This is a genomic window from Actinoplanes sp. NPDC026623, from assembly GCF_040638275.1.
GTDB lineage: Bacteria > Actinomycetota > Actinomycetes > Mycobacteriales > Micromonosporaceae > Actinoplanes.
The window spans coordinates 1-26,050 of record NZ_JBEZXZ010000089.1 but is presented as its reverse complement, the minus strand read 5'-3'; the positions used below and the strand labels follow the sequence as shown (position 1 = coordinate 26,050).

Here is a 26,050-nt window from a genome sequence, read left to right as displayed (position 1 = left end):
GGCCCCGCCTCTCACCTCATGGTGTCGTGCAGCTCAGGTTCTGTACGGTCGCCGGTGCGGTACCGCTGCCGATGAACCCGAATGTGGTGTGGTTGTTCGCCGCGATGGCCCCGTTCCACGACTCGTTCTTGACCGTGGCCAGTGAGCCGCTGCCGGTGTACTTGCCGCCCCACAGCTGAGTGACCGTCTGGCTGCCGGGGAACGTCCACGACACCGTCCAGTTGTTCACCGGTGTCGTGCCGGCGTGCACCATGACCTCGCCCTGGAATCCGTTGCCCCAGGTGCCGGTGATCGAGTACATCGCCGAGCAGCCGGAGCCCGAGGGCGGCGGCGTGGTCGGGCCGCTCGTGGGCGGGCTCGTGGGCGGGCTCGTCGGCGGGCTGGTCGGCGGCGTGGTGGTGCCGTCACCGATGCCCGTCACCTCGCCGTTGCCGCCGTCGAAGGTCACGTCCGAGCAGCCGTAGAACGTCTCCGTGCTGTCCGATCGCGACCACACCGAATAGATCAGGTGCCGGCCGCTCTTGCCCGACGGCAGGGTGCCCGTCCAGGAGTAGCGGCCCTCCGCCGTGCCGGGACCGCCGACCGCCTCCGGGTTGACCACCTGGGAGAACGGGGTCGACTCGAGGTCGCTCCAGGCCAGCGGCCGGGTCGGGCTCCAACTGTCCTTGGTGATGTAGAGCGAGAACGTCCCCGGGTGCTTCGCCCAGTCGTTGTAGTCGAACCGCATGCTGCGGCCCGCCGTCAGGTGGGTGACCGGCCAGTCGTTGCGGGCCAGGTTGTATCCGGTGAAGTCGTACGGGCCGCCGGTGCCGCCGCTGCACAACTGCCCGTCCGGGATGAAGCCGGCCATCCGGCCGGCGCCGTCCGAGCGCAGGACGGCGAACCAGTTGTACAGCGGCGTGGTGCCGCTCTGCGCCACCGCGGCGGCGCAGGCCGGGTTCTTGGGGACGATCGCCCCGTTGGTGCCCTGCAGCCCGTCCTTCCAGCAGAAGTACGTGCGGCTGCCGGGCACCATCATCGCGCCGTGAGCCGACGCCTCGGTCTGCACCACGGTCACACCGATGCCGGTGGCCAGCAGTACGGCCGCGGCGTACAGGAATTTCCTTTTCATGGCTGTTCCCCTCATCCGTTCGGGAAGAGACGGGCGTAGTCCGCGTAACCCGTGGCGACGTCGACCTGGGCCCAGAACCGGTGGTAGTTGAACGTCGGCGCGGCGCCGCCGTTCAGGTAGCTCTGCACCTTCGGCCAGTCCGGGTCGTTCTTGTAGAAGGAGCGGATGTCCAGGAACGACTTCCCGGGGGCGATCACGTCACCGTTGGGCATCTTGCCGCTCCAGCCCGGCGGGATGTAGAGGCCCTGGCCGGTGGACGCGTTGTAGACGTCGTCGAACCGGTTGTAGTCCTCCCGCGTCTCCGTCACCGAGACGCCCTTCGAGTCCTTCTTCGTCCAGATCGCGTCGAGCAGGTTCTTCGCCGCCGTCTTCGCCGCGGCGTTGCCGGACTTCGCGGCGTAGTACGTGAGCAGCTTGGCGAACGAACCCGCCACGCCGAGGTCCTGGCCCTTGCTCGTCACCGTGACGTGCAGGTTGGTGTTGGCGGCCGGGTTCGAGGCGTTCCAGGTGGCCGGGGCGCCCGACCACTCCATGTCCGACGGGATGGAGAAGCTGGTCGCGCTGATCGTGCTCTGGCCCAGGGCCCAGGGCACCCACTTGTCGAGCACCGACTTGGCCTTGGTGTCACCGGTCGTGTAGTAGTACTCGGCCAGCCGCTCCAGCGACCAGGTCTGCATGCCGAACCAGCGGTTGGACGGCGGGTCCTCGTAGACCGGCGCCGGGACGTAGGCCATGCCGTAGAACGTCGGCGTGCCGGCCGGCGGCGCCGAGTAGTTGCCGTTCCAGCTGTTGGTCGCGCCGCCGGCGATGGCGCCCTCGGACGACTGCAGCCACTGGTAGAACTCGAGCTGCCGGTTGAGGCTGGCCTGCCAGTCCGACTTGGCGGTCGGCGACTTGGGCGCCATCGCGCTCACGTTGGACAGCACGTACGCCGCCATCGGGTTCTGGTATCCGAAGTGGCTGGTGCTGGAGCCGATCCGCCACGCCCAGCCGGCCGACGTGTCGGTCGCGCCGCCCCAGGCGTAGTACCAGGACATCAGGTTGCTCGAGCTGCTCTTGCCGCTGCCCGGCGTGCAGGACGTCGAGGTGCAGCCCGGGTTCTTGAAGTACTTGTCGTAGAAGGAGTACCGCAGGTAGTCGCCCATCTTCGCGGCGTTGGCCACGGCCGAGGAGATCTGCGACGCCTTGCCCTGCGCGGTCGCCCAGGTCAGCGCCCAGTAGGCGGCCTGAACGGCGCGCGAGTCCGCGTCCGGAGCGTCGGTGTACTTCCACTGCTTGGCGTACGACGCGTCCTTGGTGAACAGGTCGAGGTAGCCGTTCGGGCCGCCGAACTTGAACTGGTCGCAGGACGGCTGCGGCACGGTCTCCCAGGTGGACTCCTGCGGCCCGCGCTGGAAGGTGTTGATGTAGGTGACCCGGCTGGTGCCGTCGCCGCAGTGGCCGAAGCCGTAGACGTTGTCGACGTCCAGCAGCCAGTGCATGCCGTAGATGTCCGAGGTGCCGTAGGCGCTCTTGAGCTCGGCGGCAAGGGGGTCCGAGCCCACCGAGACGCCGGACTCGAGCTGCGAGGGGTACTGCGACGGCAGCGGGTGCTCCGCGGCGTAGGTCGCCGGCTTGGACGCGTCGTACTTGTCGTTGGTCGGCTGGTCCGCGTGCGACGGAATGATGTACTTCTCCATCGTGGCCCAGGCCGAGTTGAACGGCGCCCAGTCCCCGGTCGCCTGGCCGTGCTCGGCCTCCAGCCACAGCCAGTAGCTGAACGCCTCGGAGGTCGTCTCGTGGCCCTGGTCGGGCGCCTCGTCGATCAGCGTCTCGATCGAGTGGTACGGCACCCCCTCGGGGCTGAAGTAGCCGTTGGACGGGTTCTTGATGTCGTTGTAGAGCTGGGTGAACCGGGCGTCGACGCTGCCCTTGGCCACCACGGTCGCGACGACGCTCGCCGCCGTGTGCCCGGTGGCCGACGCGGTGAACGTGGCCGTCGAGTCCACGGCCGCCGCCGAGGTCGCGGCGACGGTCACCGTCTGCGCCGTGTTCCAGTCCGAGGTGCCGAAGGTCAGCGACGTGGGCGAGGCCGAGACCGTGGTCGCCCCCGCGCTGCGGGCGATCGTGACCGTCGTGCTCGCCGTCGGCGCCTTGGAGAGCGCCACCTTGAACGTCGTCGTCTCGCCGGGCGAGACCGTGACGGCGGTGGCGTCGGCGATGACCGCCGGGGTGGTCGAGGCATCGACGAAGACCGGCACGTCGGCGGTCGAGCTCTTCGCGCCCGACGAGTCGTAGGCGATGGCCTGCACGTGGTACGCCGCGGTCTGCGCCGGGACGCTGCCCCAGGTGTACGCGTACGGCGCGGCCGTGTCGGTGTTGAGCAGCAGGCCGTCGTGGTAGAACTCGACCTTGCTGATCGTCCGGCCGCTCGTCGCGGCCGCGGTGGCCGCGATCGGGATCGAGGCCGGCGCGGTGTACCGGGTGTTCGCGGCCGGGCTGGTGATCGACACGGTCGGCACGGCGGCGCTCTGGTTACAGGGCGTGCCGTTGAGCGTGAACGCCGTCGGTACGGGGTTGGCCGATCCGAAGGTGCCGTTGAAGCCCGTGCTGACCGAGGCGCCGGCGCCGAGGGTGCCGTTCCACGCCGCGTTGTTGACCGTGACGTGCTGGCCGCTCTGCGTGTAGACGCCGCTCCAGCCCTGGGTGACCCGCTGCGCCGCGTCGGGGAAGTCGTACTCGAGCCGCCAGCTGGTTACCGCGTCGCCGGTGTTGGTGATGGCGATATCGCCGGTGAAGCCGCCGCTCCACTGGCTCTGCACGCGGTAGACGACCGTACAGGCGGCGGCGGCCTCGGCGGGTGACGAGCCGGCGACTACCAGCCCGGCGCCGAGGAGGACCGCCGACGACGCGGCGAGTCCGCGTCGATAGCGGGTTCTCCGGGACAGAAATCTCATCGCTGATCCTTCCTGGGGGTGGGGAGGGTGAGTCATGAGGTGGCCGCACAGGTGATCGGCGCGGGGACGGGGTTGCTGCCGGTCCACGAGGCGAGGAAGCCGAACGTGGCGGTGGCGTTCGGGGCCACGGCACCGTTCCAGCCGGCGTCGTGGACGGAGACGGCGGTGCCGGTCTGGCCGCCGGTGCCGCCCCACACCTGGGACACGGCCTGCCCCGCGGTGTAGTTCCAGCCGACGGTCCAGGTCTTGGTGGCGGCGCTGCCGTTGTTCTTGACCGTCACCTCGCCCTGGAAGCCGCCCTGCCAGGATCCGGTGATCCGGTAGGTCGCCGCGCAGCCCGAGGTGGGTGCCGGCGTGGTGGGCGTCGGCGTCGGCGTGGTGGTCGACGGCGACGGTGCCGGCGAGGAGGACGAGGTGGACGGGGCCGGCGACGGCGTCGACGTGCCGCCCAGCCGGTCGGCGTAGAGAATGCCGCGGCCGTTGGTGCCGAGGTAGACGCGGCCGTAGACCCGCGGGTCGCCGGCCAGCGCGTCGCCCGCGTTGCCGTACTGGTGTGCGTTGTCGTTGATCCGCACCCAGGTCGAGCCGGCGTCGTCGGACCGGAAGACGCCGGCGACTCCCCCGGCCGTGCCGACCAGGAAGACCGCCGGGTACGCGGCGCCCGGCGCGGCCTTGCCGAAGGCGACGTTGATGCCCGAGCCCACCCCGCCCACCGCGGTGAAGGTGGTGCCCGCGTTCGTGGAGTGCAGCAGCCCGGTCTCGCCGGCCAGCCAGACGTCGCCGGCCTTGCCGGGCACGGCGTGGAAGTTGACCCGCCCGGTGGCCGGCATCGCCGCGGCCGAGGCGGCGAAGGTGACACCGCCGTCGGTACTGACGTAGAACTTGCCGGCCGCGTACCCGTAGAAGGTCTTCGGGTCGACCCGGTCGCTCTCCACCTTGGCGCCGGCCGGCAGGCCCGACGACGCGGTCCAGGAGCTGCCGCGGGTGGTCGAGTAGTGCACCTGGGCGCCGGCCGGTGCCCAGACCACGGCGTTCGCGTCGGCCGAGACCGCCACCGAGCCGCCGCCGGTGACGCCGGCGGGCTCCTGGCCCGCGTACCAGTTGCGGCCGCCGTCGGTGGAGACGCCGATGTGCGGCGCCGCGTCGGCGTTGCCGACGCGCACGAAGACCGACGGGCTGAGCTCGGCGAAGTCGAGGCTGGTGTTGCTGCCCAGGGCCGGGGTGTCGTGGAAGCTCGCCTGCACCGTGTCGAGGTCGGCGTGGTAGAAGCCGCCGACGTCGCCGAGTGCGCTGACCAGCGGGGCGCCCGAGGGCGGGCTGGCCAGGTCGAGGACCGCGGTCTCCTCGAGGCCCTTGGCCATCGGCTTGATGGCGAAGGTGGTGTTGCTGTCCCAGTTGGTCAGCTGGGTGGTGCCGTAGACCGTCGCGCCGGTGCCGTAGAGCATCCGGTTGGAGTCGAACGGGTCGATCTCGACGGACTCGTTCATCCAGCCGAGCTTCGGCGTCGCCTCGGGCGGCTGCGGGTTGGTGTTGAAGTCCAGCCAGGGGTTGGCCGAGATGTCCATGGTGTAGCGCTTGGTCTGGCTCGGATAGCCATTCCAGTCCCAGATCCGGGTCCAGGTGGCGCCGGAGTCGGTGCTCCGGAAGAAGATCGCGTCCGGCCACCAGGAGATCTGGGTGGCGACCACCAGCGTGCCGGGCTTCTGCCGGTCGACGGTCAGGCCGGAGTAGCCGTAGTAGAGGTCGTCGCCGGCGGTGAGCTTGACCGGGCTGACGTCGGTCCACTCGCCGGTCACGGTGTTGTACCGCGAGACCTGTCCCTTGGCGCCGTCGTACGGGCCGCCGGTGTCGCTGGTGGCGACGTACAGGTAGTGGTTGACGGAGTCCAGCACGCCCTTGTGCGCCAGGTAGCCGGTGGGCTGCCCGGCGATCCGCGACCAGGTGGCGCCGCCGTCGGTGGAGCGGTAGACCGGGTTGGCCTTGTCGGCGACGCCGACGTAGACGTCGCGGGTGACGTCGTCGAAGGTCACCCAGCTCAGGCCCTGGTTCTGGCTCAGGTAGCCGTTGGTGTCGCCCGGGTCCTGCACGTAGTTGCCGGCGTTCGGGAACGCGGTGACCTTCGCCCAGGTGACGCCGTAGTCGGTGCTGCGCCACAGGCCGTTGCCGCCCTCGGCGGCGAAGAAGACGTGGCTGTTGTCGTGCGGGTCGACGGCCAGGCGCTCGCCGGTGCCGCGGCCCGGCATGTTGCCGCCGTTCTTGAACGGCAGCTGGGTGCTCTGCCAGGTGGCGCCGCGGTCGGTGGAGCGCAGGATGGCGCCGTTGCTGGGATCCCAGCCGTTGGTGTACATGCCGACGGCCGCGTAGACCCGGTTGGTGGCGACCGGGTCCGTGGCGATGCTGAGCACTCCGTTGTAACCCCAGTCGTCCTGCCCGACCCAGTCGAGCAGCGGCACCCAGCTCTGACCGGCCTGGTTCCAGCGGTAGGCGCCGCCGATGTCGGTGCGCGCGTAGATCAGGTTCTTCTCGGTGCGGTTGAAGATCAGGCCGGGCACGAAGCCGCCACCGTCGATGCGCACGTTCTTCCAGGCGTACGTGTCGGCGGCCGCGGCCGCCGCGCCGGCGGCCGGAGGACGGCCGGCCGCCTGCGCCACGAACGTCGTCGCACCGACCAGCAGTGCGGCGATCGCCAGGGTGATGTAAGGGCGTCGCAAGGGATTCCTCTCCGAGCACGTCACGGCGCCGGGGGGAGCGCCATCGACGGACGTCTCTCATGGGAGCGCTCCCATGAATGTGGCCTGCCGTCATTTCGTTGTCAAGAGCTCGAAACATTTCGATGTCACGAGAAAGTTTCCTGCGTGTTGACAACAACTGAACCGAGTAGGTAGGAAGATGCCTGTCAATTCATCATGGGAGCGCTCCCGGCATCGATGAACGTGACATCCGGGCCGGGGCCCGTCGCTGCGATGACAACGCTGTCACTCCCGACACTCACCCGAAACGGCGCCGCGTGCGCCGCCTGAGGAGGACACCCCCGTGAGACGACGCAGACTGTTGGGCGGCCTGGCCGCCCTGGTGGTGGCGGTGGCCGGCCTGGTCACGGTGGCGGCGCAGCCGGCCCAGGCCGCCGCCGGCTTCACCGTCAGCGGCAGCCGGATCCTGGAAGCCAACGGCAACGCCTTCGTGATGCGCGGCGTCAACCACGCGCACACCTGGTACGCGGACAAGCTCGGCTCGCTGGCCGACATCAAGGCGCTGGGCGCCAACACCGTCCGGGTGGTGCTCAGCAGCGGCGACCGCTGGACCCGCAACGAGGCCTCGGACGTCACCAACGTCATCACCCGGTGCAAGGCCAACCGGCTGATCTGCGTCCTCGAGGTGCACGACACCACCGGATACGGCGAGGACTCCGCCGCCACCACCCTGGCCCGGGCCGTCGACTACTGGATCTCGATCAAGAGCGCGCTCGCCGGCCAGGAGCGCTACGTCATGCTCAACATCGGCAACGAGCCGTACGGCAACACCAACGCGGCCGGCTGGGTCGCGGACACCAAGAACGCCATCACCCGGCTGCGCGCCGCCGGCTTCGAGCACTCGATCATGGTCGACGCACCGAACTGGGGTCAGGACTGGTCCTTCACGATGCGCGACAACGCCGCCTCGGTCTTCGCCGCCGACCCGCAGCGCAACACGATCTTCTCGATCCACATGTACGGCGTCTTCGACACCGCCGCCGAGATCAACGACTACCTGGGCCGGTTCATCACGGCCGGGCTGCCGATCGTGGTCGGCGAGTTCGGCTTCAACCACTCCGACGGCAACCCCGACGAGGACACCATCATGGCCACCGCGCAGTCCCGCGGCATCGGCTACCTCGGCTGGTCCTGGAGCGGCAACGGCGGCGGGGTCGAATACCTCGACCTGGTCACCAACTTCAACGCGAGCGCGCTGACCTCCTGGGGACAGCGGCTCTTCAACGGCGCCAACGGCATCAAGGCGACGTCCCGCGAGGCGACCGTCTACGGCGGGACCCAGCCCACCACCCCGGCCACCCCGCCGTCGAGCCCCCCGGCCTCGCCGACGACGCCGCCCGCGGGACGGCAGTGCACCGCCACCTACGCGGTGACCGGCTCCTGGGGCAGCGGCTTCCAGGGCGCGGTGACCGTCACCGCCGGAAGCGCGGCGATCACCTCCTGGACCGTGACCTGGAACTGGCCCAGCGGGCAGCAGTTCACCAACACCTGGAACGCCTCGGTCACCTCGTCCGGCGCCGCCGTCACGGCCGGCAACATGCCCTACAACGGCTCGATACCGGCCGGCGGCAGCACCAGCTGGGGCTTCACCGCCAGCTCGGCCGGCACGAACACGGCACCGACGGCCACCTGCACGGCCGCCTGACCCGCTCCCCCGGCGCACACCCTGCGATGCCCTGCGGCCCGGCCCGATCCCGGGGCCGGGCCGCTCCCCATCCGCAACCGGTTACCCACCGGTAGGGCACCCCGGCGACGCGACTCTATGAGTCCGCCCAATGTTCAGGAGCAGTCTGGGGCGCCACCCAGCGTCAGGAGCATCGTGACCACGACACACGCGCCGGCGTCCCTCGGCCGACTGGCCGAGCAACTGCTGACCCTGGAAATCGGCAGCACCGCGGCCTACCCCGGCGACGCGAAAGCGGCGCAGCGCATCGAGCAGGAGGCCGCCGCCCTCGAGCGCGCCGACCTCGTGCTGCGGGCCCGGCTCGTCAGCGCCGCCGTCATGCTGCGGGAGAGCGAGACGGTCGCCGGCGGGCGCGTCCTGCACCAGGTCTACACCGAAGCCGGCGACCAGGGCGACGACTATCTGCTGGCCCGCTGCCACCGCGGCCTGTCGATCTTCTTCCGCCAGCTCGGCGACAACGCCACCGCGCTGGAACACGCCGTGCAGTGCATGTCGCACACCGCCGACGACACCCCGTCGGCGATCCGGGCCCGGCACCTGATGTGCCTCGCCGTGCTGCTCGACGAGACCGGCTCGCCGGACGAGGCCCAGCGCAACTTCGACGAGTCGCTCGCCATCGCCACCGCCAACCAGGACACCGAGCTGGCGATCAACCTGCTCAACAACATGACCTACGGCGCGTACGAGCGCGGCGACCTGCGCCTCGCCGAGGAGCTCGGGCAGCGGATCCGGGCGACCTGCGAGAGCGCCGGGACGGCGCTGACCGGCACCGTCCTGGACACCCTCGCCCGGGTGTCGATGATGGCCGGCCGGGCCGCCGAGGTGGAGGTCATCCTCGCGCCGCTGCTCGTCGACGACGCACCCAAGTTCCTGATCGACGAGGGCAGCACGATCGAGGAGGCCCTGCTCACCGCCGCCGAGGCCAAGCGCGAGCTCAACGATCTCGCCGGCGCGCAGACGATGCTCGACCGCATCCTGCGGATGTGCGCCGAGAACGGCCTGGCGGGCCTGCAGGCCCGGGCCCGCGAGCAGCAGGCCCTCGTGTACGCCGCCGCCGGGCGCTACCGGGAGGCCTTCGAGGAGTACCGCCGCTTCCACGTCGAGTCCCAGGTGCTCACCTCCGCCGAGCAGGACGCCCGGTCCCGGGCGCTGCAGGCGGTGTATCAGGCGGAGGAGGCCCGCCGGGCCACCGCCCAGTTCCGCGAGCTGGCGCACCGCGACGCCCTGACCGGCCTGCACAACCGGCGCCACGTCGACGAGGAGTTGCCGGTGGCGCTCGCCGCGGTCGGCGAGGACGCCGGCCCGCTCTCGGTCATGCTGATCGACCTGGACCACTTCAAGCGGATCAACGACACGCTGTCGCACGCGACCGGGGACGTCGTCCTGCGGCACTTCGCCGGCCTGGTCACCGCCGCGGCGCCCGACGACGCGGTGGTCGCCCGGCTCGGCGGCGAGGAGTTCGTCGTCCTGCTGCCGGGCGCGGACGAGGCCGCGGGCTGGATCTCCGCGGAACGCATCCGGCTGGCGGTGGCCCGCCACGACTGGACGCCGGTCACCCGGGAGCTGACCGTGACGTGCAGCATCGGCGTCACCACCGTCTCCGGAACCGGGCCGACCCCGGGCGCGGTGCTGGCCGCCGCCGACCGCAACCTCTACGCCGCCAAGCGCAGCGGTCGCGACCGGGTCTGCGGCGACCCCGTCAACGTTTCGTGAACGTCCCCGAGACGCTGGCGTTCCCGTCACCGCCGGTCGCCTCGGCCGCGTAGCTGTCGTCGGCCGCGGAGCGCCTGCCCGCGGCGTGGTTGAACTGCACCGCGAAGGTGTAGCTGCCCGGGGCGAGCGTGGCGCCCTTCGCCAGGGTGAAGCGGAACACCAGCCGGTCGCCCCTGCGGCTGCTCATCGTGGTCAGCAGGTTCGCCGGCACCGTGCTCCAGCGGCCGGTCTCGACCAGGCCCGGTGTCATCGCGACGTCGACGGTGACGTCCAGCGCGGTGAGGGTCCTGGTGTTCTCGAGCACGACGTTGCCCTGCGCCCAGCCGCTGTTGGAGTTCGGGTCGACCGCGCCCGCCGAGGACAGGAAGCCGTCCCGGGCGGGGCGCGCCGTCGGCGGCTCCTTGGTCCTCGTGGTGGTGCCGCTGCTGGCCGACGCCCGCGGGGACTCCGGCGGCCGCGTCGTCGGCGCGGCGGCGACCGGTGCGGCCGTGACCGGCGCGACGGCCACCGGCACGTCGTCCGGGCCCGGGCTCCGGTTGGCGACCCGCACGCCGGCGATGCCCAGCACCAGCACCACCGCCACCGCGATCGCCGCGGCCGCCGGCCGCAGCAGGGCGTGGGCGCGGCTGCGCCGAGCGGAGGCGTGCGCACCGCGGCCCCGGGCGATCCGGTCCAGCATCGCCCCGCGGTCCGTCCGGTGCCGGTCCGCCTCCTCGCGCAGCATGACGCGGAGGTCGTGCTCATCCCGCTGACGCACTCAGTCCTCCCGTCGTGACTGGCAGTTGCTTGAGATACTCGGTCAACTGGGCCGCCCCGCGCGACGTCAGGCTCTTCACCGCGCCGACCGAGATGCCGAGGATCTCGGCGACCTCGCGCTCCGGCACGTCGAACGCGTACCGCAGCACCACGCACTCGCGGCGGCGCAGCGGCAGGTGGCGCAGGGCCGCCCGGACGTCGAGGACCGCGGGCGTGTCCGGTTCGGCCCGGTCGCGGCGCAGCAGGCCGAGGCCGAGCAGGCCCAGCCGCTCCCGGCTCTGCCGCTTGATCCACTGCCGGGCCAGGTTGGCCAGGATGCCGCGGGCGTACGCGATCGGGCTGTCGGCGGCCTCGACCCGCTCCCAGTGCCGCCACACCTCGACGAACGCGTCCGCCGCGAGGTCGTCGGCCACCCCGGAGTCGCCCGTGACCAGGTAGGCGAGCCGCGACAGGTCCGCGTGGTGCCGCTCGAAGAAACGCCGGAAGTCGCGCTCGTGATCGGTGTCCCTCACACGATCCTTCCCCATGGGTGTACGGGTGGAACCGGTTGCCCCGGCGGTGAGGTTTACGGAACCGGAGCGGCCGCGGTTCAGCCGATCGGGAACTCGCGGGGAGGCCGGTTGAGGTCCTGTTGGAACGGCCACCCCGCGAGTCACTTGCCCCATCAGTGGCCCGCCGGCCCGGAAAGGTTGCCGGCCCGGCGGAAAAACTTTTCCGGACCGTGGCGGCGAGCAGCGTGCCGGATTGCGCACCATGATTCGCCCGAGGCGACGATCGCCGTTCGACCACGCCTAGCCTGACCGATATGCCGGATGAGCTGCCGTGGGCGGAGTACGGCAGGGACCGCCTGCGGTCAGGCATGTCCTATCCCGTGGGCCGCGGGCTCATCGAGCGGTCGCTTCGCGAGGCCGGCGTCACCATAGGAAGTCTCGCCTTCGCCGGCCACCCGGTCTCGCCCGGGAACCAGGACATCATCGAGGTTTACTGGTTCGGCAGGTCCAGGAGCCGCCGGCTGGCGAACGCCTCCCTGGCGCCGGCCGACGCCCTGTTTCTGCGCGTGTGGGCCGTCCACCGCGCCCGCCGCCACGAAATCTCCGTGCTGCTCGCGGACGCATTACCGATCGCCTGCCGATGGATGGCCCCCGCACTGGCCCGGGAACCGGATTCCGTGTGGTCCGCGCAGAATCATGAATTGATCGTTCGCTATGCCAATCACGCGATTGCGGCCCACGAACGATAGCGATTCCCGACGGGCGGTTTCAGGGCGTTGCGCCCTCGACCCGCACGCCCGGATGACCGCACACCGCACACCACTGAGAGCCCCACCAGGCCTCGTCCTCGGCACCATCGACGTAACAGGCCTCTTGGAAGTCGCCGCCGCACGAACATTCCGTGCCGCGCGATGTCCGATGCAGGTGGTGGCCGGCGTGCCCCTCGCGGTCGGGCCTGAGCGGCTGCCGCCGGCGCTCGATCCGCTCACCCGCCCGGCCACGAGCGCGGGCGGCCATTCGCCGTTCCCAGCCGTCGCCCACCGCGTGGACCTAGCAACCGCCGCGCTCAGCCGCCGAGCCCAGGGCCCGGCGAGCCGGCGCCCGGGTTCGGCGCCGGCTTCGCGCGTCGGCTCAGGAGCCCGCGCCGTTGAAGTACTGGTTGGGCCCGCCGTTCCAGTACCAGGTGTCGATCGCCGCCCCCTGTGCGCCGCTGTTGCCGGCCACCTCCAGGTAGAGGCCGCTGCCGACATTGCGGATCGGGTACGAGATGAGGTTGTTCGCGACCAGCGAGGTGTCCCAGAGCTGGTTGGCGGTGCCGTGGCAGTACCACTGGTAGACCTGGTGACCGGCGACGCCGTCGGAGGTGACGCACTTGTTGCTGGCCTTGTTGATCAGCTCGAAGTGGCTGCCCGACGGCTGCATCGTGAAGAGCTGGTTGTCGCCGGAGAGCGGCCACTGGACGATCGGGGCGCCGTCGCCGTGCGATCCGCCCTGCACGTCGAGGAAGAGGAACGGGTTGGACAGCGGGGAGAGACGAACCTGCGGGCCGGTGGCGTGTGCGGCGCCCGGGGTGGCCACCAGCAGTCCGGCGAAGGCGGCGGCGCTGGTCGCGGCGACGGCGAACGACTTGCGGAACGGGATCCGGAACATTTAGGTGTTTCCTTTCATCGGGCCTCGCCAATGCGGCGGTGGCATGACGAAAACGCTACGGATCCGGCCCGGATCGCAGTATTGGGCAAGCGCCGTATTTCCATTCTCTGAGGTACCTCAGGCAGCGACGGCCGCCCCGGGGAAATGTCGGGTCGCGGACAATCGCCTAGGCGCCGGGAGTGCATTGTCGATTTGCGGACAGAGTCGGTTCGGCGATCCCGGTATTCGCGCCCCGCGCCTACCTTGACGTGGTGAGTCGTGATGTCGTAAGCCCCGTTCTCGTCGGCCGCCGCGGTGAACTCGCGCGGCTGCGCGCCCTGCTCGGCCGGGCCGCCGGCGGCGGCAGCGCGGTGGCGCTGCTCGGCGGCGAGGCCGGCGTCGGCAAGTCCCGCCTCGTGCGGGAGCTGACCGGCACGGCCACGTCCCTCGGCGTGCGCGTGCTCAGCGGCGGCTGCGCGGAGCTCGGCAGCGCGGGCCTGGCGCTCGCGCCGCTGGTGGACGTGCTCCGGGCGGTGGCCCGGTCCGCGCCGGCCGGCGAGCTCGATCGGCTGCTCGGCCCGGCCCGGCGGGAGTTCGCCCGGCTGCTGCCCGAGCTCGACCCGTCGATCGCCGCCGGGGCCGACGCCGAGGGCCCGCCGGCCCGGCTGCTGGAACACGTCCTCGGCCTGATCACCCGGCTGGCCGCGCGGCAGCCGCTGCTGCTGATCATCGAGGATCTGCACTGGGCCGACCGGTCCACCCGCGACCTCGTGGTGTTCCTCGTGCGGACCCTGCGCGAGCTCGGCGTCCTGCTGCTGCTGACCTACCGCTCGGACGAGCTGCACCGCCGGCATCCGCTGCGGCCGCTGCTGACCGCCTGGGATCGGGCGCGCACCGTCGAGCACATCGAGCTCGGCCGCTTCAACCGCGACGAGGTCGTGGCCCAGGTGCACGCCATCCGCGAGGCCCGCCCGGGGGCGGCGTTCGCCTCCGTGGTGTTCGAGCGCTCGCAGGGCAACGCCTTCCTGGTCGAGGAGATCGTCGCCGCGGTGGACGGCGGCGCCGATCCGGGTGAGCTGCCCCCGTCGCTGCGCGACGTGCTGCTGGCACGCACCGAGACCGTGTCGGAGCCGGCCCAGCGGGCGCTGCAGGCCGCCGCGGCGGCCGGGCCGCGGGTCGATCACCGGCTGCTCCAGGCCGTGGCCGGCATGGCCGAGACGGACCTGCGCGGCGCGCTGCGCGAGGCCGTCGAGCATCATCTGCTGGTCGTCGACGACACCGGCCACGGCTACGCGTTCCGGCACGAGCTCACCCGCGACGCCATCTACGACGACATGCTGCCCGGCGAGCGGGCGCTGCTGCACGCCGCGTACGGCGAGGCCCTGGCCGCGGATCCGGCGCTGCTCGGCGACGACGGCGCCGTGGCGGCGACGCTGGCCCATCACTGGTACGCCGCGCTGGACCTGCCCCGGGCCCTCGCCGCGTCGGTGCGCGCCGGCCGCCAGGCCGCCTACGCGTACGCGTCCGCGGAGGCCGGCAGCCACCTCGAGCGGGCCATGCGGATCTGGTCCCGGGTGCCGGACGCGGAGGCGGTCGCCGGCATCGACTGGATCCAGCTCAACCTGCTGTCGGCGGAGGCCGCGTGGGCCGCCGGCGACCCCGGCCGCGGGCTCACCATCGTCGACCACGCCCTGACCGCGACCGGGACCGGCGCCGAGCCCGCGCAGCGGGCCCGGATGATCGAGCGGCGCGCGTTCATGCTGCGCGACCTGGGCCGCGAGGAGGAGGCCACCACCCAGCTGCGCGAGGCGCTCAGGCTGCTGCCGCCGGAACCGGCCACCACGACCCGCGCGGTGGTGCTCGCGTCGCTGGCCAACTCGATCAGGTGGATCGGGCCGCCCGAGGAGGCCTGCGCGCTGGCCGGCGAGGCGGCGCGCACCGCGGCCGCGGTCGGCGCGACCGCCCAGCAGGCCGAGGCGCTGATCACCCTGGGCGGCGTCTCCGGGTACGCGTACGGCGAGCGAGGGCTCGGGCCGTTGCGTGAGGGCATCGCCCTCGCCGAGGAGCACGGCATCATCGACGTGGCGCTGCGCGGGCACATCAACCACGCGGACATCCTGGAGGTGCTGGGCCGGCACGCGGCCGCCGTCGAGGGCGCCGAGGCCGGGATCGCCCTGGCCTCCCGGCTGGGCCACACCCGGGCCTGGGCCGCCATGCTGGGCGGCATGCTGGCCGAGCCGCTGATCCGGCTCGGCCGGTGGCGCCGGGCGCTCGACGTGATCACGGAGCGGCTCGCCGACGACCCCGCCGGCATCGTCGCCTACACGCTGCTGATGATCCGTGCCGGGCTGCGGTCGTGGCAGGGCGACGCGGCCGGTGCCATGCAGGACGTGCGGGACGCCCGCCTGCACATCGGCGCCGACGACTCCCGCTTCACCGCCCCGATGCTCTTCATCAAGGCCGAGCAGAGCCGCGCCGCGGGCCGTTTCGCCGAGGCCCGTGCCCTGATCCGGTCCGGGCTGGAGGGCCCGGTCTCCGCGCTCGACGTGCGCTACGCCTGGCCGCTGACCTGGCTGGGCACCCGGGTGGAGGCCGACGTCGCGGCGACCGGGCGCGGCGACTCGGCGGGGGCGGAGCGGACCCTGGCGCTGCGCACCTTCGCGGCGACGAATCCCGCGACCACCCCGCCGATGGAGGCGTACCGGGCGATGGCCGCGGCCGAGGTCGCCCGCCGGATGGGCCACGGCGAGCGCGACGCCTGGCGGGCCGCGGTCGTGGCCGCCCGGGCCGCCGAGGAGGCCTACCCGCTCTGCTACTGCCTGTTCCGGCTGGCCGAGGCGGAGTGCTCCGGACCGCGGCCGGATCCCGCCGCGGCGACCGCCACGGCCCGGGAGTGCCTGTTCCTGGCCGACGAGCTTCGGTCGGTCACCGCGGCCGACGTGCGGGCGCTGGCCGGCCGCGCCCGGCTGCGGCTGGGGCCGTGTCCGTCCCCGGCGGTCGCGGCCGGGCCGCCGGCGGCCCGGGGCCGGACGCTGCTCACCGGTCGCGAGCGGGAGGTGCTGGCGCTGGTCACGGAGGGCCGCTCGAACGGTCAGATCGCCAGCGCGCTGTTCATCAGCCCGAAGACCGCGAGCGTGCACGTGTCGAACATCCTGGCCAAGCTCAGCGTCTCCAGCCGCACCGAGGCGGCGACCACCGCGCACCGCCTCGGCCTGCTGGCCGCCGGCTGACGCCGGTCAGGCCGGGCGGCGCAGGACCGTGACTCCCCCGGGCTCGAGCAGCGCCGCCGAGCCGTGCAGCGGCTCGCCCGCCAGCCCGGCCAGCTCGACCGGCTCGGCCGTGCGGTTGATCAGGAACCAGTACTCGTCCCGGACCGCGAGCTCGACCCGGCCGCGCAGCCCGGCCGGCAGCTCGCTGCCGACCCCCGCGCGGAGCAGCAGCTCGCCGAGCACCGGCGCCAGGCCGTCCGGCCCGAGCCGGGTCGACACGTACGCGGCCGAGCCCGCGCCGGCCGTCCGGCGGGTAATGGCGGGCGTCGCGTCGGAGTACGACGCGAGCACGTCGACGTCCGGGCCGGTGACCGCGAGCCGGTCGGTCCAGAGGGTGCCGATCAGGCCGTTGTCGAGTACGGCGTGCTCGTCGTCCGGCAGCGGCGCGAACTCCTCGATCCGGATGCCGAGCAGCTCGCGCAGCGCGCCCGGGTAGCCGCCGAGCCAGACGTGGTCGTGCTCGTCGACGATGCCGGAGAAGTAGGTGGTCACCAGGTTACCGCCGCCGTGCACGTACGCCGTCAGCCGTTCGGCGAGCGCGGCCGGGACGACGTGCAGCACCGGCGCGACCACCAGGTCGTAGCCGGACAGCTCCGCCGCCACCGGCACCACGTCCGCGCGCACGCCGAGGTCGAGGAACGCCGAGTACCAGTCGAGGGCCTCCTGGCGGTAGCGCAGCCGGTCGGTCGGGTGCGAGTCCTGCTCGCTGGCCCACCACGAGGTCCAGTCGAAGAGGATCGCCGCCCGCGCCGGGCTCTGCGCCGTACCGGAGACGGGTGCGAGGCGCCGCAGCGTCTCGCCCAGGGCGACCACCGACCGGAAGATCGCGCTGTCCTCGCCGGCGTGCGGCAGCATCGCCGAGTGGTACTTCTCCGCGCCCGCCGCGGACTGGCGCCACTGGAAGAAGCAGACGGCGTCCGCGCCGTGCGCCACGTGGGTCAGCGAGTCGCGGGCCAGCTCGCCGGGCTTCTTCGCCACGTTGACCGGCTGCCAGTTCACCGCGCCGGTCGAGTGTTCCATCAGGAACCACGGGCGCCCGCCCGCGAGGTGGCCGGTGAGGTTCGCCGAGAAGGAGAGCTCGTCGAGGGCGCGCGGCCCGCTCTGCACGTAGTGGTCGTTGGAGACGAAGTCGACCTCCGCCGCCCAGTCCGCGTAGTCCATCGCGTTCTGGTCGCCCATGACCATGAAGTTGGTGGTGACCGGAACGTCCGGGGTGAGCTCGCGCAGCACGTCCCGCTCGGCGCGCAGGTAGTCCTTGAGCGCGTCGGACGAGAAGCGCTTGAAGTCGAGCTGCTGGGTCGGGTTGGGGTGTGTCGCCGCCCGCCGCGGCGGCAGGATCTGCGCCCAGTCGCTGTACCGCTGCGACCAGAACGCGGTGCCCCAGGCCGCGTTCAGGGCGTCCAGGTCGCCGTAGCGGGCCCGCAGCCAGGTGCGGAACGCGGCGGCGGCGTCGTCGGAGTAGTCGTAGACGTTGTGGCAGCCCAGCTCGTTGGAGACGTGCCACGCGGTCAGCGCCGGGTGGTCGCGGTAGCGCAGCGCCATCGTGCGTACCAGGCGCAGCGCGTGCTCGGCGAAGATGGGCGAGGTCGGCCGCCAGTGCTGGCGGCCGCCCGGCCACAGGGTGGCGCCGAGGAGGTCGACGGGCAGGATCTCGGGGTGCTTGGCGGTCAGCCACGGCGGCGGGGACGCCGTCGCCGTGGCCAGGTCGACCGCGATGCCGCCCGCGTGCAGCAGGTCCATGACCTCGTCGAGCCAGCCGAAGTCGAGCGCGCCCTCGGCCGGCTCCAGGCGGGCCCACGAGAAGATCGCGAGCGAGACGACGGTGATGCCGGCGGCCCGCATGGCGCGCACGTCGTCGTCCCAGGTGGAGCGCGGCCACTGCTCCGGGTTGTAGTCCGCGCCGTACTCCAGCCGGGGTGCTGCCGGGTCCGGGCGGCGCAGCCAGCGGTGGGGGGTTGCCACGCGATCTCCTCGCTGCGGGGTCACTTGACGGTGAAGCCCTGCTCGGTGCCGTACTTGGCGGACTGCTCCTGCCACGCCTTGAGGCCGTCGGCCAGCTTCGTCGACGACACGTACGCCTTGCCGACGGTGTCGTTGAAGATGCTGTTGGCGTAGACCTGGAACGGCAGGTAGGACCAGCCGCCGACCACGTCCTGCGCGGACTGGGCGAAGATCTCGTTGGCCTTCTGGCCGCCGAAGTACTTGAACTCGGCGCCGAGGAACGCCGGCGACCGCAGCTGCGCGGTGGTCGCCGGGAAGGCGCCGTTGTCGACGCGGATCTGCACTCCCTCGCCCTCGGCGGCGTACCTGAGGAAGCCGTACGCGAGGGTCTTGGCGGTGCTCTTCTCCGGGATGGCCAGGGAGCTGCCGCCGTTCTCCGCGCTGGCCTTGGCGCCGGCCTGCCACTGCGGCAGCGGGGCGACTCGCCACTTGCCGGAGCCGCTCGGCGCGCTCGAGGTGAAGTTCGCGGGCATCCAGGCGCCGGTGGCAAGTGACGCGATCGAGCCGTTGCTCATGCCCTGGAACCACTGGTCGGTCCACGGCGCGATCGGCGCCAGCAGCTTCTCGCTGATCAGCGTCTGCCAGGTGGTCACGAACTCGGTCGATCCCGGGTCCGAGAAGTTGATCGTGACGTTGGTGCCGTCGACCTGGTAGGGCTTGCCGCCGGCCTGCCAGATCATGCTGGTGGTGAAGCCGGCGTCGCCGGTGTCACTGGTGATGTAGGCCTTCGGGTCGGCGCGGTGCAGCTTGCGGGCGGCGTCGAGATACTCGGCCCAGGTCGCCGGGACGGCGATGCCGTGTTTGTCGAAGACCTCCTTGTTGTAGAACAGCGCCATCGGGCCGGAGTCCATCGGCAGGCCGTAGATGCCCTTGCCGCTGTGCACCGACGCCCACGGTCCGGGCGTGTAGCGGTCCTTCAGCGCATCGGCCCCGAAGCCGTTCAGGTCGGTGACCGACTTGGCGAGGGCGAACTGCGGCAGCGCGTAGTACTCGAGCTGGGCCACGTCCGGGATGCCCGAGCCGGCCGCGATCGCGTTCTGCAGCGCGGTGTACTGGTCGTTGCCCGTACCGGCGTTGACGAGATTGATCTTGACTTTGGGGTAGGCCTGCTGGAACTTGACGAGCACCTGCTTGAGGGTGGGCTCCCAGGCCCACACCGTCAGGTCGCCGCCGTTGTTCAGGGCGGCCTGGACGTCGGCGTCGGAGACGGCGGCGCCCGAGGTGCTCCCGCCGCCATCATCGTCGTCGCCGCACGCGGCCAGGGCCAGGGTGGTGGCTGCGGCCGCGGCTGCCGCGAGCAGGCGCCGCCGGGTGAGAGTCGACATGGGGGTCCCTTCTATTGCTTGACGCTGCCGGCGGCGAGGCCGGACTGCCAGTACCGCTGCAGCAGCAGGAACGCGGCGAGCAGCGGGAGGATCGTGAGGAGCGATCCGGTGATGACGAGGTTGAAGACGGCCGTGCCGCCCGCGGTGGCGGCCTGCGCGTTCCAGGCGTTGAGCCCGAGGGTGAGCGGGTACCAGTCCGGGTCCTTGAGCATGATCAGTGGAAGGAAGTAGTTGTTCCAGGTGGCGACCATGCTGAAGAGCAGGACCGTGACGATGCCCGGGGCGAGCATCGGCACGCAGATCGTGAAGAAGGTCCGCAGCTCGCTCGCCCCGTCGACCCGCGCCGCCTCGAGGATCTCGTCCGGGATCGCCTGGTCCGCGAACGTCCACATCAGGTAGAGCCCGAACGGGGTGATCAGCGACGGGATGATGACCGACCACGGCGTGTTGGTCAGGCCCATCCGGCTGAACATCAGGAAGGTCGGCACGGCCAGCGCGGTGCCGGGCACCGCTACCGCGCCGATGACGACGGCGAAGACCGCGCGCCGGCCGGGGAAGTCGAACTTCGCCAGCCCGTACCCGGCGAGCGCGGCGAGCACCGTCGCGCCGCCGGCGCCGACGACCACGTACAGCACGGTGTTGCCGAGCCAGCGCAGGAAGATGCCGTCGTCGTAGGTCAGCGTCGCGCGCACGTTGTCCCACAGGGCGAAGCGCCCGTCGTCGAACCACAGGCCGAAGGAGGTGAACAGCCCGTCCTGCGTCTTCGTCGCGTTGATGACCAGCCAGGCCAGCGGGATCAGGCTGTAGACCAGCATGATCGCGGTGAGCCCGGTCAGGACCACGCTCCGGCGGCGGCGGGGCCCGGTGGATCCGCCGGCGCGCGCCCGTGCCGACCCGGTCGCCGGGGGGCGCAGCATCGTTGCCACGGCTCAGCGCTCCTTCGTGCCGCGCAACTGCACGACGTACGCGATGACCATGGTGATGGCGCCCATGACGATGGCCACGGTGGCGGAGTAGTTGTACTGCTGGCCCGAGAAGGACAGCGAGTACGCGTACAGGTTCGGGGTGAAGTAGGTGGTGATCGCGTTCGGCGCGAGGTTCCGCAGGATGCTCGGCTCGTTGAAGAGCTGGAAGCTGCCGATGACGGAGAAGATGGTGGCGACGACCAGGGCGCCGCGGATGGCGGGCAGCTTGATCGCCCGGATGATCCGGAGCTCGCCGGCGCCGTCGATCTCGGCCTGCTCGTAGAGGGTGCCCGGCACGGTGCGCAGCGCCGAGTAGAAGATCAGCATGTTGTAGCCGACGAACTCCCAGGTCACGATGTTGCCGATGGACGCGAGCACCCAGCTGGGCTGCAGCGGGTCCGGCAGGCCGGTGCCGAGGGCGTCGTTGATGTTGCCGATCAGGCCGAAGCGGGAGCCGTACATGAAGCCCCACATCAGCGTCGCGACGACGGCCGGGACCGCGTAGGGCAGGAAGATCGACACCCGGAAGAAGCTCTTGCCGTAGAGCCGTCCGCTGTCGATGGCGAGCGCGACCAGCAGGGCGAGGAACAGCATGATCGGCACCTGGACGACCAGGAAGACCGAGACGCGCCCGAGCGCGGACCAGAATTTCGGGTCGTCGAGCGCCTGCCGGTAGTTGTCCAGGCCGACGAACGAGTTGCCGCCGATCAGCCGGTTCTTGAACAGGCTGAGATGGATCGAGTAGGCGATGGGTGCGAGGAAGACCAGCGCGAACACGGCCATGAAGGGTGCGACGAACTGCCAGCCCGCCCAGGACCGGCGTCCTCTCGTGGCCACCGCGCCCCCTTCCCGCTCATCGATGTTTGCGTAAACATCACGCACCGCACCCGACCGAGTGATGTTTACGTTAACATTGGTGCTGATCGTTTCACCGCGGTTGCGGAACGTCAAGAAGGAGTTGCCGCCGATGACGACTGGCCGAACCGGGCGCCCCGGGCGAGCGGTCTCCATGGCCGACGTGGCCCGGCTCGCCGGCGTCTCGTCGCAGACCGTGTCGCGCGTCTCCACCGGGCATCCGAGCGTGGTCGAGTCCACCCGCCAACAGGTGCTGGCCGCGATGCAGGAGCTCGGCTACCGCCCCAACAGCGCCGCCCGGGCCCTCAAGCTCGGCGAGTTCCGCACCATCGGCGTCATCCTCTTCACCCTCGCGACCACCGGCAACAGCCGCACGGTCGAGGCGATCGCCGGCTACGCGGCCCGGGAGGGCTACGCGATCACGCTGATCCCGGTGGCGGTGCCGACCCAGGACGGCGTGCTCGGCGCGTTCACCCGGCTCGGCGAGCTGGCGGTCGACGGCATCATCGTGATCATGGAGGTGCACCTGCTCGACTCGGCGAACCTCACCCTGCCGCCCGGGGTGCAGGTGGTGGTCGTCGACTCGGACGCCGGCGACCGCTACCCGGTGGTCGACACCGACCAGGCCGACGGCACCCGCCAGGCCGTGCGGCACCTGCTCGACCTCGGACACGAGACGGTGTGGCACGTGGCCGGCCCGGCCGAGTCGTTCGCCGCAGAGCGCCGCACCCAGGCGTGGCGGCGCACGCTGCTCGCGGCGGGCCGGTTCGTGCCGCCTCCGCACCGCGGCGACTGGTCGGCGGAGTCCGGCTACCGGGCCGGCCTCGCCCTGGCCGGCGAGCCCGGGTGCACGGCGATCTTCGCCGCCAACGACCAGATGGCGCTCGGCCTGCTGCGGGCGCTGCACGAGCACGGCCGCGGCGTGCCCGGCGAGGTCAGCATCGTCGGCTTCGACGACATCCCGGACTCCTCGTCGTTCATCCCGCCACTCACGACGGTGCACCAGGACTTCGCGGAGGTCGGCCGCCGCTGCGTGCAGGCCCTGCTGCGGCAGATCCGCAACGAGCCGGAGGCGCCGGGCACGGTCCTGGTGCCGACCCGGCTGGTGCCGCGTGCCAGCACCGCTCCCCCGCCCCCGCGCTGATGGCAGGATGGCGGCATGGAACGTGTGCTGGGAATCGGTGGATACTTCAAGCGGGCCGTCGACCCGGCGGCGCTGAGCGCGTGGTACCGCGACTGTCTGGGCCTGGACGCCGACGAGACCGGCCTGTGGCGCCAGGAGGCCGGGCCCACGGTGTTCGCGCCGTTCGAGTCCGGGACCGACTACTTCGGGTCCCGCGCCCAGCAGACCATGCTCAACTTCCGGGTCCGCGACCTCGACGCGATGCTCGCCCAGCTGCGCGCCAAGGGCGCTGACGTCGCCGGGGAGACCCAGGACATGGAGGGTGTCGGCCGGTTCGGCTGGGTGACCGACCCCGAGGGCACCCGCATCGAGCTGTGGCAGCCCGCCTGATCAGAGCGCGATCCATTCCGTCGCCGTGCTGACCTCCCGCAGCACCTCCGGCAGCGGCTCGACGCCGAGGCCCGGGCCGGCCGGCACCGGCAGGTGGCCGTCGTGCAGGACGAACGGCGCGGTGAGATCGGTGCGGTAGTAGCGGTCCGATGCGGACGTGTCGCCCGGCAGCAGGAAGCCCGGCAGGGCGGCCAGGGCCACGTTGGCGGCCCGGCCCAGGCCGGTCTCGAGCATCCCGCCGCACCAGACCGGTACGCCGTGCGCCACGCAGACGTCGTGGATGCGGCGGGCCTCCAGGTAGCCGCCGACCCGGCCGGGCTTGACGTTGACGATCGCCGCCGCGCCCAGCGTGATGGCCGCGGCGGCCGTCCGGGCGGAGGTGATCGACTCGTCGAGGCACACCGGGGTGCTGATCCGCCGTGCCAGCTCGGCGTGCCCGAGCAGGTCCTCCTCGTCCAGCGGCTGCTCGATCAGCAGCAGGCCGAACGGGTCGAGCCGGGCGAGGTGCCGCGCGTCCGACGGCAGGTACGCCGTGTTCGCGTCCACCTGCAGCGGCACGTCGCCGAAGTGCTCGCGGACCGCGCGGACGGGCTCCACGTCCCAGCCCGGCTCGATCTTCAGCTTGATCCGCCGGTAGCCGGCCTCGAGGTAGCCGCCGACCGCGTCGAGCAGCTCGCCGATGCTCGACATGATGCCGACCGAGACGCCGCACGGCACCCGCTCGTGCACCGCGCCGAGCTCGCGGGCGAGCGGGCGGCCCTGTTCGCGCAGCTCGGCATCGAGCACGGCCGTCTCCAGCGCGGCCTTGGCCATCCGGTGACCCTTGAACGGCGTCAGCGCGGGCCCGACCGCGTACGCGTCCAGCCGCGGCGCCGCGGCCAGCGCCGGGATCAGGAAGCGGCGCAGCACGTCGGCGGCCGCCTCGGTGTATTCGGGCGAGTAGAGCGGGCCGGACATCGCCACGCACTCGCCCCAGCCCTCGGCGGCGCCGGTGACGACCCGCACGAGCAGGACGTCGCGGGTGGTCTCGGTGCCGAACGAGGTGCGGAACGGCGCGACCAGCGGCATGGTGACGCGGCGCAGCTCGACGCCCTCGAGCCTCACCGGCGCCGCGCCGCGGCGGGGCGGGTGAGCACGTACCAGCCGTCGCGGTGGAAGCCGGCGAAGCGCAGGCCGTCGCCGAGCAGGGTCGTCAGGGTGTCGCGGACCGCGACCCGCCAGCGCCCGGCGACCTCGGGTGCCTCCCGGCGCAGCGCCTCGATGTCGCCGGGGACGGCCACCAGCACGGTGTGCCCGTGCGGGGAGCCCGGCCGGGGGCCGCCGTCGGGTCCGCGGCGCAGCGCCACGGTCGCGTCGTCCGGGCGCGCGAGGTGGTGCGGCCGGCCCGCGGTCGCCGCGACGACCGCCGGCGCGAGGAGGTCCCAGCACACGAGCAGCCGGTCGCTGTCCTGGTCGCCGTTGATCCGGTCGTGCATCGCGCCGTAGAAGTTCGGCAGGTATTCGGTCGGGACCGCCGCGAGCTTCGCCAGGTTGAAGTAGGCGTTGCGGGCGACGAGCGGGTCGAAGGTCCAGCTGATCATGGTGGCGCCCTGGTGCAGGGCCCAGGCCCGCTGGTGCTGCTTGAGCGCGAAGCCGATGCCGCGGCCGGCCCCCGCGGGACCGACGCCGGCGATGTGGCTGTGCAGCTCGCGGTTCGCCGGCGCGGAGAAGAAGCCGGCCGCGGCACCGACCGCTGTGGCGCCGTCGTAGGCGCCGGCCACGTAGTTGCCGGACTTCGCCAGGGCGCGCAGCAGCTCGGTGCCGAGCAGCGGTCCGCCCGCGTCCTCCTGCCAGATGCCGGCGAGCAGCCGGTCGAGGGATTCGAGCTCGTCCAAACCGGACACCGTGCGCACCCGGACACCCGCGGCCCGCGCCACCGATTCGGCCGCCTCGAACACCGAGGCGATGGCCCGGCTCACGGCCGCGCCGCCGGGACGAGCACATCGGACGGCAGGCCCCGCCGGGTCATCCGGGTCACGAGATCCATGTCAGCACATCCGCCGGGGGTACCGCACTCCCGCGGGGCCGCGCACACCGACCCGCGCGGAAACTCCCGCGCGTGCGGGTCAGCCGGAGAACCGGGCGCTGCGCGCCATCTTCCGGTACGCGGCCAGCGCCGCGGCGGAGGTGTCCGGCCGGAAGTCGTGTCCGGAGCCCTGCTGGGTGTCGGTGTCGAACCAGACCACGGCGCCGACCGCCGGGGTCGCCTCGACCCAGGCCGAGAGCTTCGCGATCCACGCCGCCTTGCTGATGCCGACGCCGTCGACCGCGGCGGTCTCGCTGAGGATGATCGGCTTGCGCTCGCCGTAGGCCTCGCAGACCTCGGTGAAGAGGGTCCTCGGCGACTCGGCGTAGAAGTCGTAGCCGGAGACGCCCACCCAGTCGACGTAGTCGTCGCCCGGGTAGTAGCGCTGGATGCGGTTCCAGGACTGCGCTGGGGCCGAGTTCCAGTTCGGGCTCCAGACCCAGGCGACGTTGCCGGCGCCCTGCTCGCGGAAGATGCGGTGCATCCGGCGCCACGCCTTGACGTACGCGGCGGCGTCGCGGCCGTTGTGCGCGCCGTCCCACTCGAACCAGTCGCCGTTCATCTCCCAGCCCCAGCGCAGCAGGATCGGCCGCTTCATCCCGGCCAGCTTCCGCGCGACCCGGGCGATGTTCCGGTCGGACGAGCCGTCGTTGATCCCGGCGTACGGCGCGCCGTGCCACGAGACCATGAGCGTGCTGGAGCGGGCGACGGCCGGCTCCGACGACGGCACGTACCCGTCCCAGGGGTAGAAGACGTGCACGATGTCCTGGTCGCGGCCCAGTTGGCGGCGGCGCAGCGCGATGCTCTCCGCGAGCGACCTCCCGCTCAGCGCGAGGTACGAGCCGAACATGGCCCGGCCGGCCCGCAACGGCACGGGCCCGCCGCGGACGGCGGCCGCCTTCGTGGTGGCGGGCCTCGACGGCGGGGCGGACACGGACGCCGCCGCAACGGGCGCGGCCGGCGCCGGGGCGGAGGGGGACGACGGCG

At 72.0% G+C, this 26,050-nt stretch carries 19 protein-coding genes; 6 read left to right on the top strand and 13 right to left on the bottom strand.

Annotation, left to right across the window (positions count from 1 at the left end; translation table 11 throughout):
- Positions 1 to 16 precede the first annotated feature (16 nt).
- The 3 genes from AB0F10_RS24680 to AB0F10_RS24670 are packed head-to-tail and all read right to left on the bottom strand — an operon-like array spanning position 17 to position 6,758.
- Entirely contained in the window at positions 17 to 1,111 is a 1,095-nt protein-coding gene (locus AB0F10_RS24680; RefSeq protein WP_360629387.1) for a lytic polysaccharide monooxygenase, read from the bottom strand.
- An 11-nt stretch (positions 1,112 to 1,122) separates the two neighbouring features.
- Entirely contained in the window at positions 1,123 to 4,047 is a 2,925-nt protein-coding gene (locus AB0F10_RS24675) for a glycoside hydrolase family 48 protein (RefSeq protein WP_360629384.1), read from the bottom strand.
- A gap of 32 nt (positions 4,048 to 4,079) precedes the next feature.
- Entirely contained in the window at positions 4,080 to 6,758 is a 2,679-nt protein-coding gene (locus tag AB0F10_RS24670) for a cellulose binding domain-containing protein (protein ID WP_360629381.1), read from the bottom strand.
- Positions 6,759 to 7,146: 388 nt separating this feature from the next.
- On the opposite strand from AB0F10_RS24670, the gene AB0F10_RS24665 reads away from it, so the two are divergent.
- Together AB0F10_RS24665 and AB0F10_RS24660 are read left to right on the top strand one after the other, a co-directional pair.
- A complete protein-coding gene (locus AB0F10_RS24665) occupies positions 7,147 to 8,442 on the top strand; it encodes a cellulase family glycosylhydrolase (RefSeq protein WP_360629408.1) in 1,296 nt (431 codons plus the stop codon).
- Positions 8,443 to 8,616: 174 nt separating this feature from the next.
- Positions 8,617 to 10,194, top strand: coding sequence for a GGDEF domain-containing protein (locus AB0F10_RS24660; RefSeq protein WP_360629378.1), 1,578 nt, complete (start codon positions 8,617 to 8,619; stop codon positions 10,192 to 10,194).
- On the opposite strand, the gene AB0F10_RS24655 is transcribed toward AB0F10_RS24660, so the two are convergent.
- Together AB0F10_RS24655 and AB0F10_RS24650 are read right to left on the bottom strand one after the other, a co-directional pair.
- A complete protein-coding gene (locus AB0F10_RS24655; RefSeq protein ID WP_360629375.1) occupies positions 10,181 to 10,951 on the bottom strand; it encodes a hypothetical protein in 771 nt (256 codons plus the stop codon). The genes AB0F10_RS24660 and AB0F10_RS24655 overlap by 14 nt on opposite strands.
- On the bottom strand, positions 10,935 to 11,477 hold the full coding sequence (locus tag AB0F10_RS24650; protein ID WP_360629372.1) for a SigE family RNA polymerase sigma factor: 543 nt from the start codon (positions 11,475 to 11,477) through the stop codon (positions 10,935 to 10,937). Before AB0F10_RS24650 ends, AB0F10_RS24655 begins: the two co-directional genes overlap by 17 nt.
- A gap of 278 nt (positions 11,478 to 11,755) precedes the next feature.
- Between AB0F10_RS24650 and AB0F10_RS24645 the strand changes: the two genes are divergently transcribed.
- Positions 11,756 to 12,190, top strand: a complete 435-nt coding sequence (locus tag AB0F10_RS24645; protein WP_360629369.1) for a hypothetical protein — start codon at positions 11,756 to 11,758, stop codon at positions 12,188 to 12,190.
- A 382-nt stretch (positions 12,191 to 12,572) separates the two neighbouring features.
- On the opposite strand, the gene AB0F10_RS24640 is transcribed toward AB0F10_RS24645, so the two are convergent.
- Positions 12,573 to 13,091: an RICIN domain-containing protein gene (locus tag AB0F10_RS24640; protein ID WP_360629366.1), complete on the bottom strand. Its 519-nt coding sequence runs from the start codon at positions 13,089 to 13,091 to the stop codon at positions 12,573 to 12,575.
- Positions 13,092 to 13,342: 251 nt separating this feature from the next.
- On the opposite strand from AB0F10_RS24640, the gene AB0F10_RS24635 reads away from it, so the two are divergent.
- The gene (locus AB0F10_RS24635; RefSeq protein ID WP_360629363.1) at positions 13,343 to 16,300 is read left to right on the top strand and encodes an AAA family ATPase; all 2,958 of its coding nucleotides are present in this window, start codon (positions 13,343 to 13,345) and stop codon (positions 16,298 to 16,300) included.
- Between the two features lie 6 nt (positions 16,301 to 16,306).
- Here the strand turns inward: AB0F10_RS24635 and AB0F10_RS24630 are convergent, their stop codons facing one another.
- The 4 genes from AB0F10_RS24630 to AB0F10_RS24615 are packed head-to-tail and all read right to left on the bottom strand — an operon-like array spanning position 16,307 to position 21,467.
- The gene (locus tag AB0F10_RS24630) at positions 16,307 to 18,301 is read right to left on the bottom strand and encodes a beta-galactosidase (RefSeq protein ID WP_360629360.1); all 1,995 of its coding nucleotides are present in this window, start codon (positions 18,299 to 18,301) and stop codon (positions 16,307 to 16,309) included.
- Positions 18,302 to 18,321: 20 nt separating this feature from the next.
- Positions 18,322 to 19,665 (bottom strand): sugar ABC transporter substrate-binding protein, encoded by a 1,344-nt coding sequence (locus AB0F10_RS24625; RefSeq protein WP_360629357.1) that lies wholly within the window; start codon positions 19,663 to 19,665, stop codon positions 18,322 to 18,324.
- 11 nt (positions 19,666 to 19,676) lie between these two features.
- Positions 19,677 to 20,582, bottom strand: coding sequence for a carbohydrate ABC transporter permease (locus tag AB0F10_RS24620; protein ID WP_360629405.1), 906 nt, complete (start codon positions 20,580 to 20,582; stop codon positions 19,677 to 19,679).
- A gap of 12 nt (positions 20,583 to 20,594) precedes the next feature.
- The gene (locus AB0F10_RS24615; protein ID WP_360629354.1) at positions 20,595 to 21,467 is read right to left on the bottom strand and encodes a sugar ABC transporter permease; all 873 of its coding nucleotides are present in this window, start codon (positions 21,465 to 21,467) and stop codon (positions 20,595 to 20,597) included.
- Between the two features lie 130 nt (positions 21,468 to 21,597).
- On the opposite strand from AB0F10_RS24615, the gene AB0F10_RS24610 reads away from it, so the two are divergent.
- Positions 21,598 to 22,629: a LacI family DNA-binding transcriptional regulator gene (locus AB0F10_RS24610; protein WP_360629351.1), complete on the top strand. Its 1,032-nt coding sequence runs from the start codon at positions 21,598 to 21,600 to the stop codon at positions 22,627 to 22,629.
- A 15-nt stretch (positions 22,630 to 22,644) separates the two neighbouring features.
- Positions 22,645 to 22,998 carry a VOC family protein gene (locus AB0F10_RS24605; RefSeq protein WP_360629348.1) on the top strand — a complete coding sequence of 118 codons (354 nt, stop codon included), beginning with the start codon at positions 22,645 to 22,647 and terminating at the stop codon, positions 22,996 to 22,998.
- Here the strand turns inward: AB0F10_RS24605 and menC are convergent, their stop codons facing one another.
- The 3 genes from menC to AB0F10_RS24590 form a co-directional block, all read right to left on the bottom strand.
- Entirely contained in the window at positions 22,999 to 24,102 is a 1,104-nt protein-coding gene (gene menC / locus AB0F10_RS24600) for an o-succinylbenzoate synthase (protein ID WP_360629345.1), read from the bottom strand.
- Positions 24,099 to 24,956, bottom strand: a complete 858-nt coding sequence (locus tag AB0F10_RS24595; RefSeq protein WP_360629342.1) for a GNAT family N-acetyltransferase — start codon at positions 24,954 to 24,956, stop codon at positions 24,099 to 24,101. Before AB0F10_RS24595 ends, menC begins: the two co-directional genes overlap by 4 nt.
- Positions 24,957 to 25,103: 147 nt before the next feature.
- The coding region (locus AB0F10_RS24590) for a glycosyl hydrolase (protein ID WP_360629339.1) at positions 25,104 to 26,050 on the bottom strand (947 nt) is incomplete at its 5' end.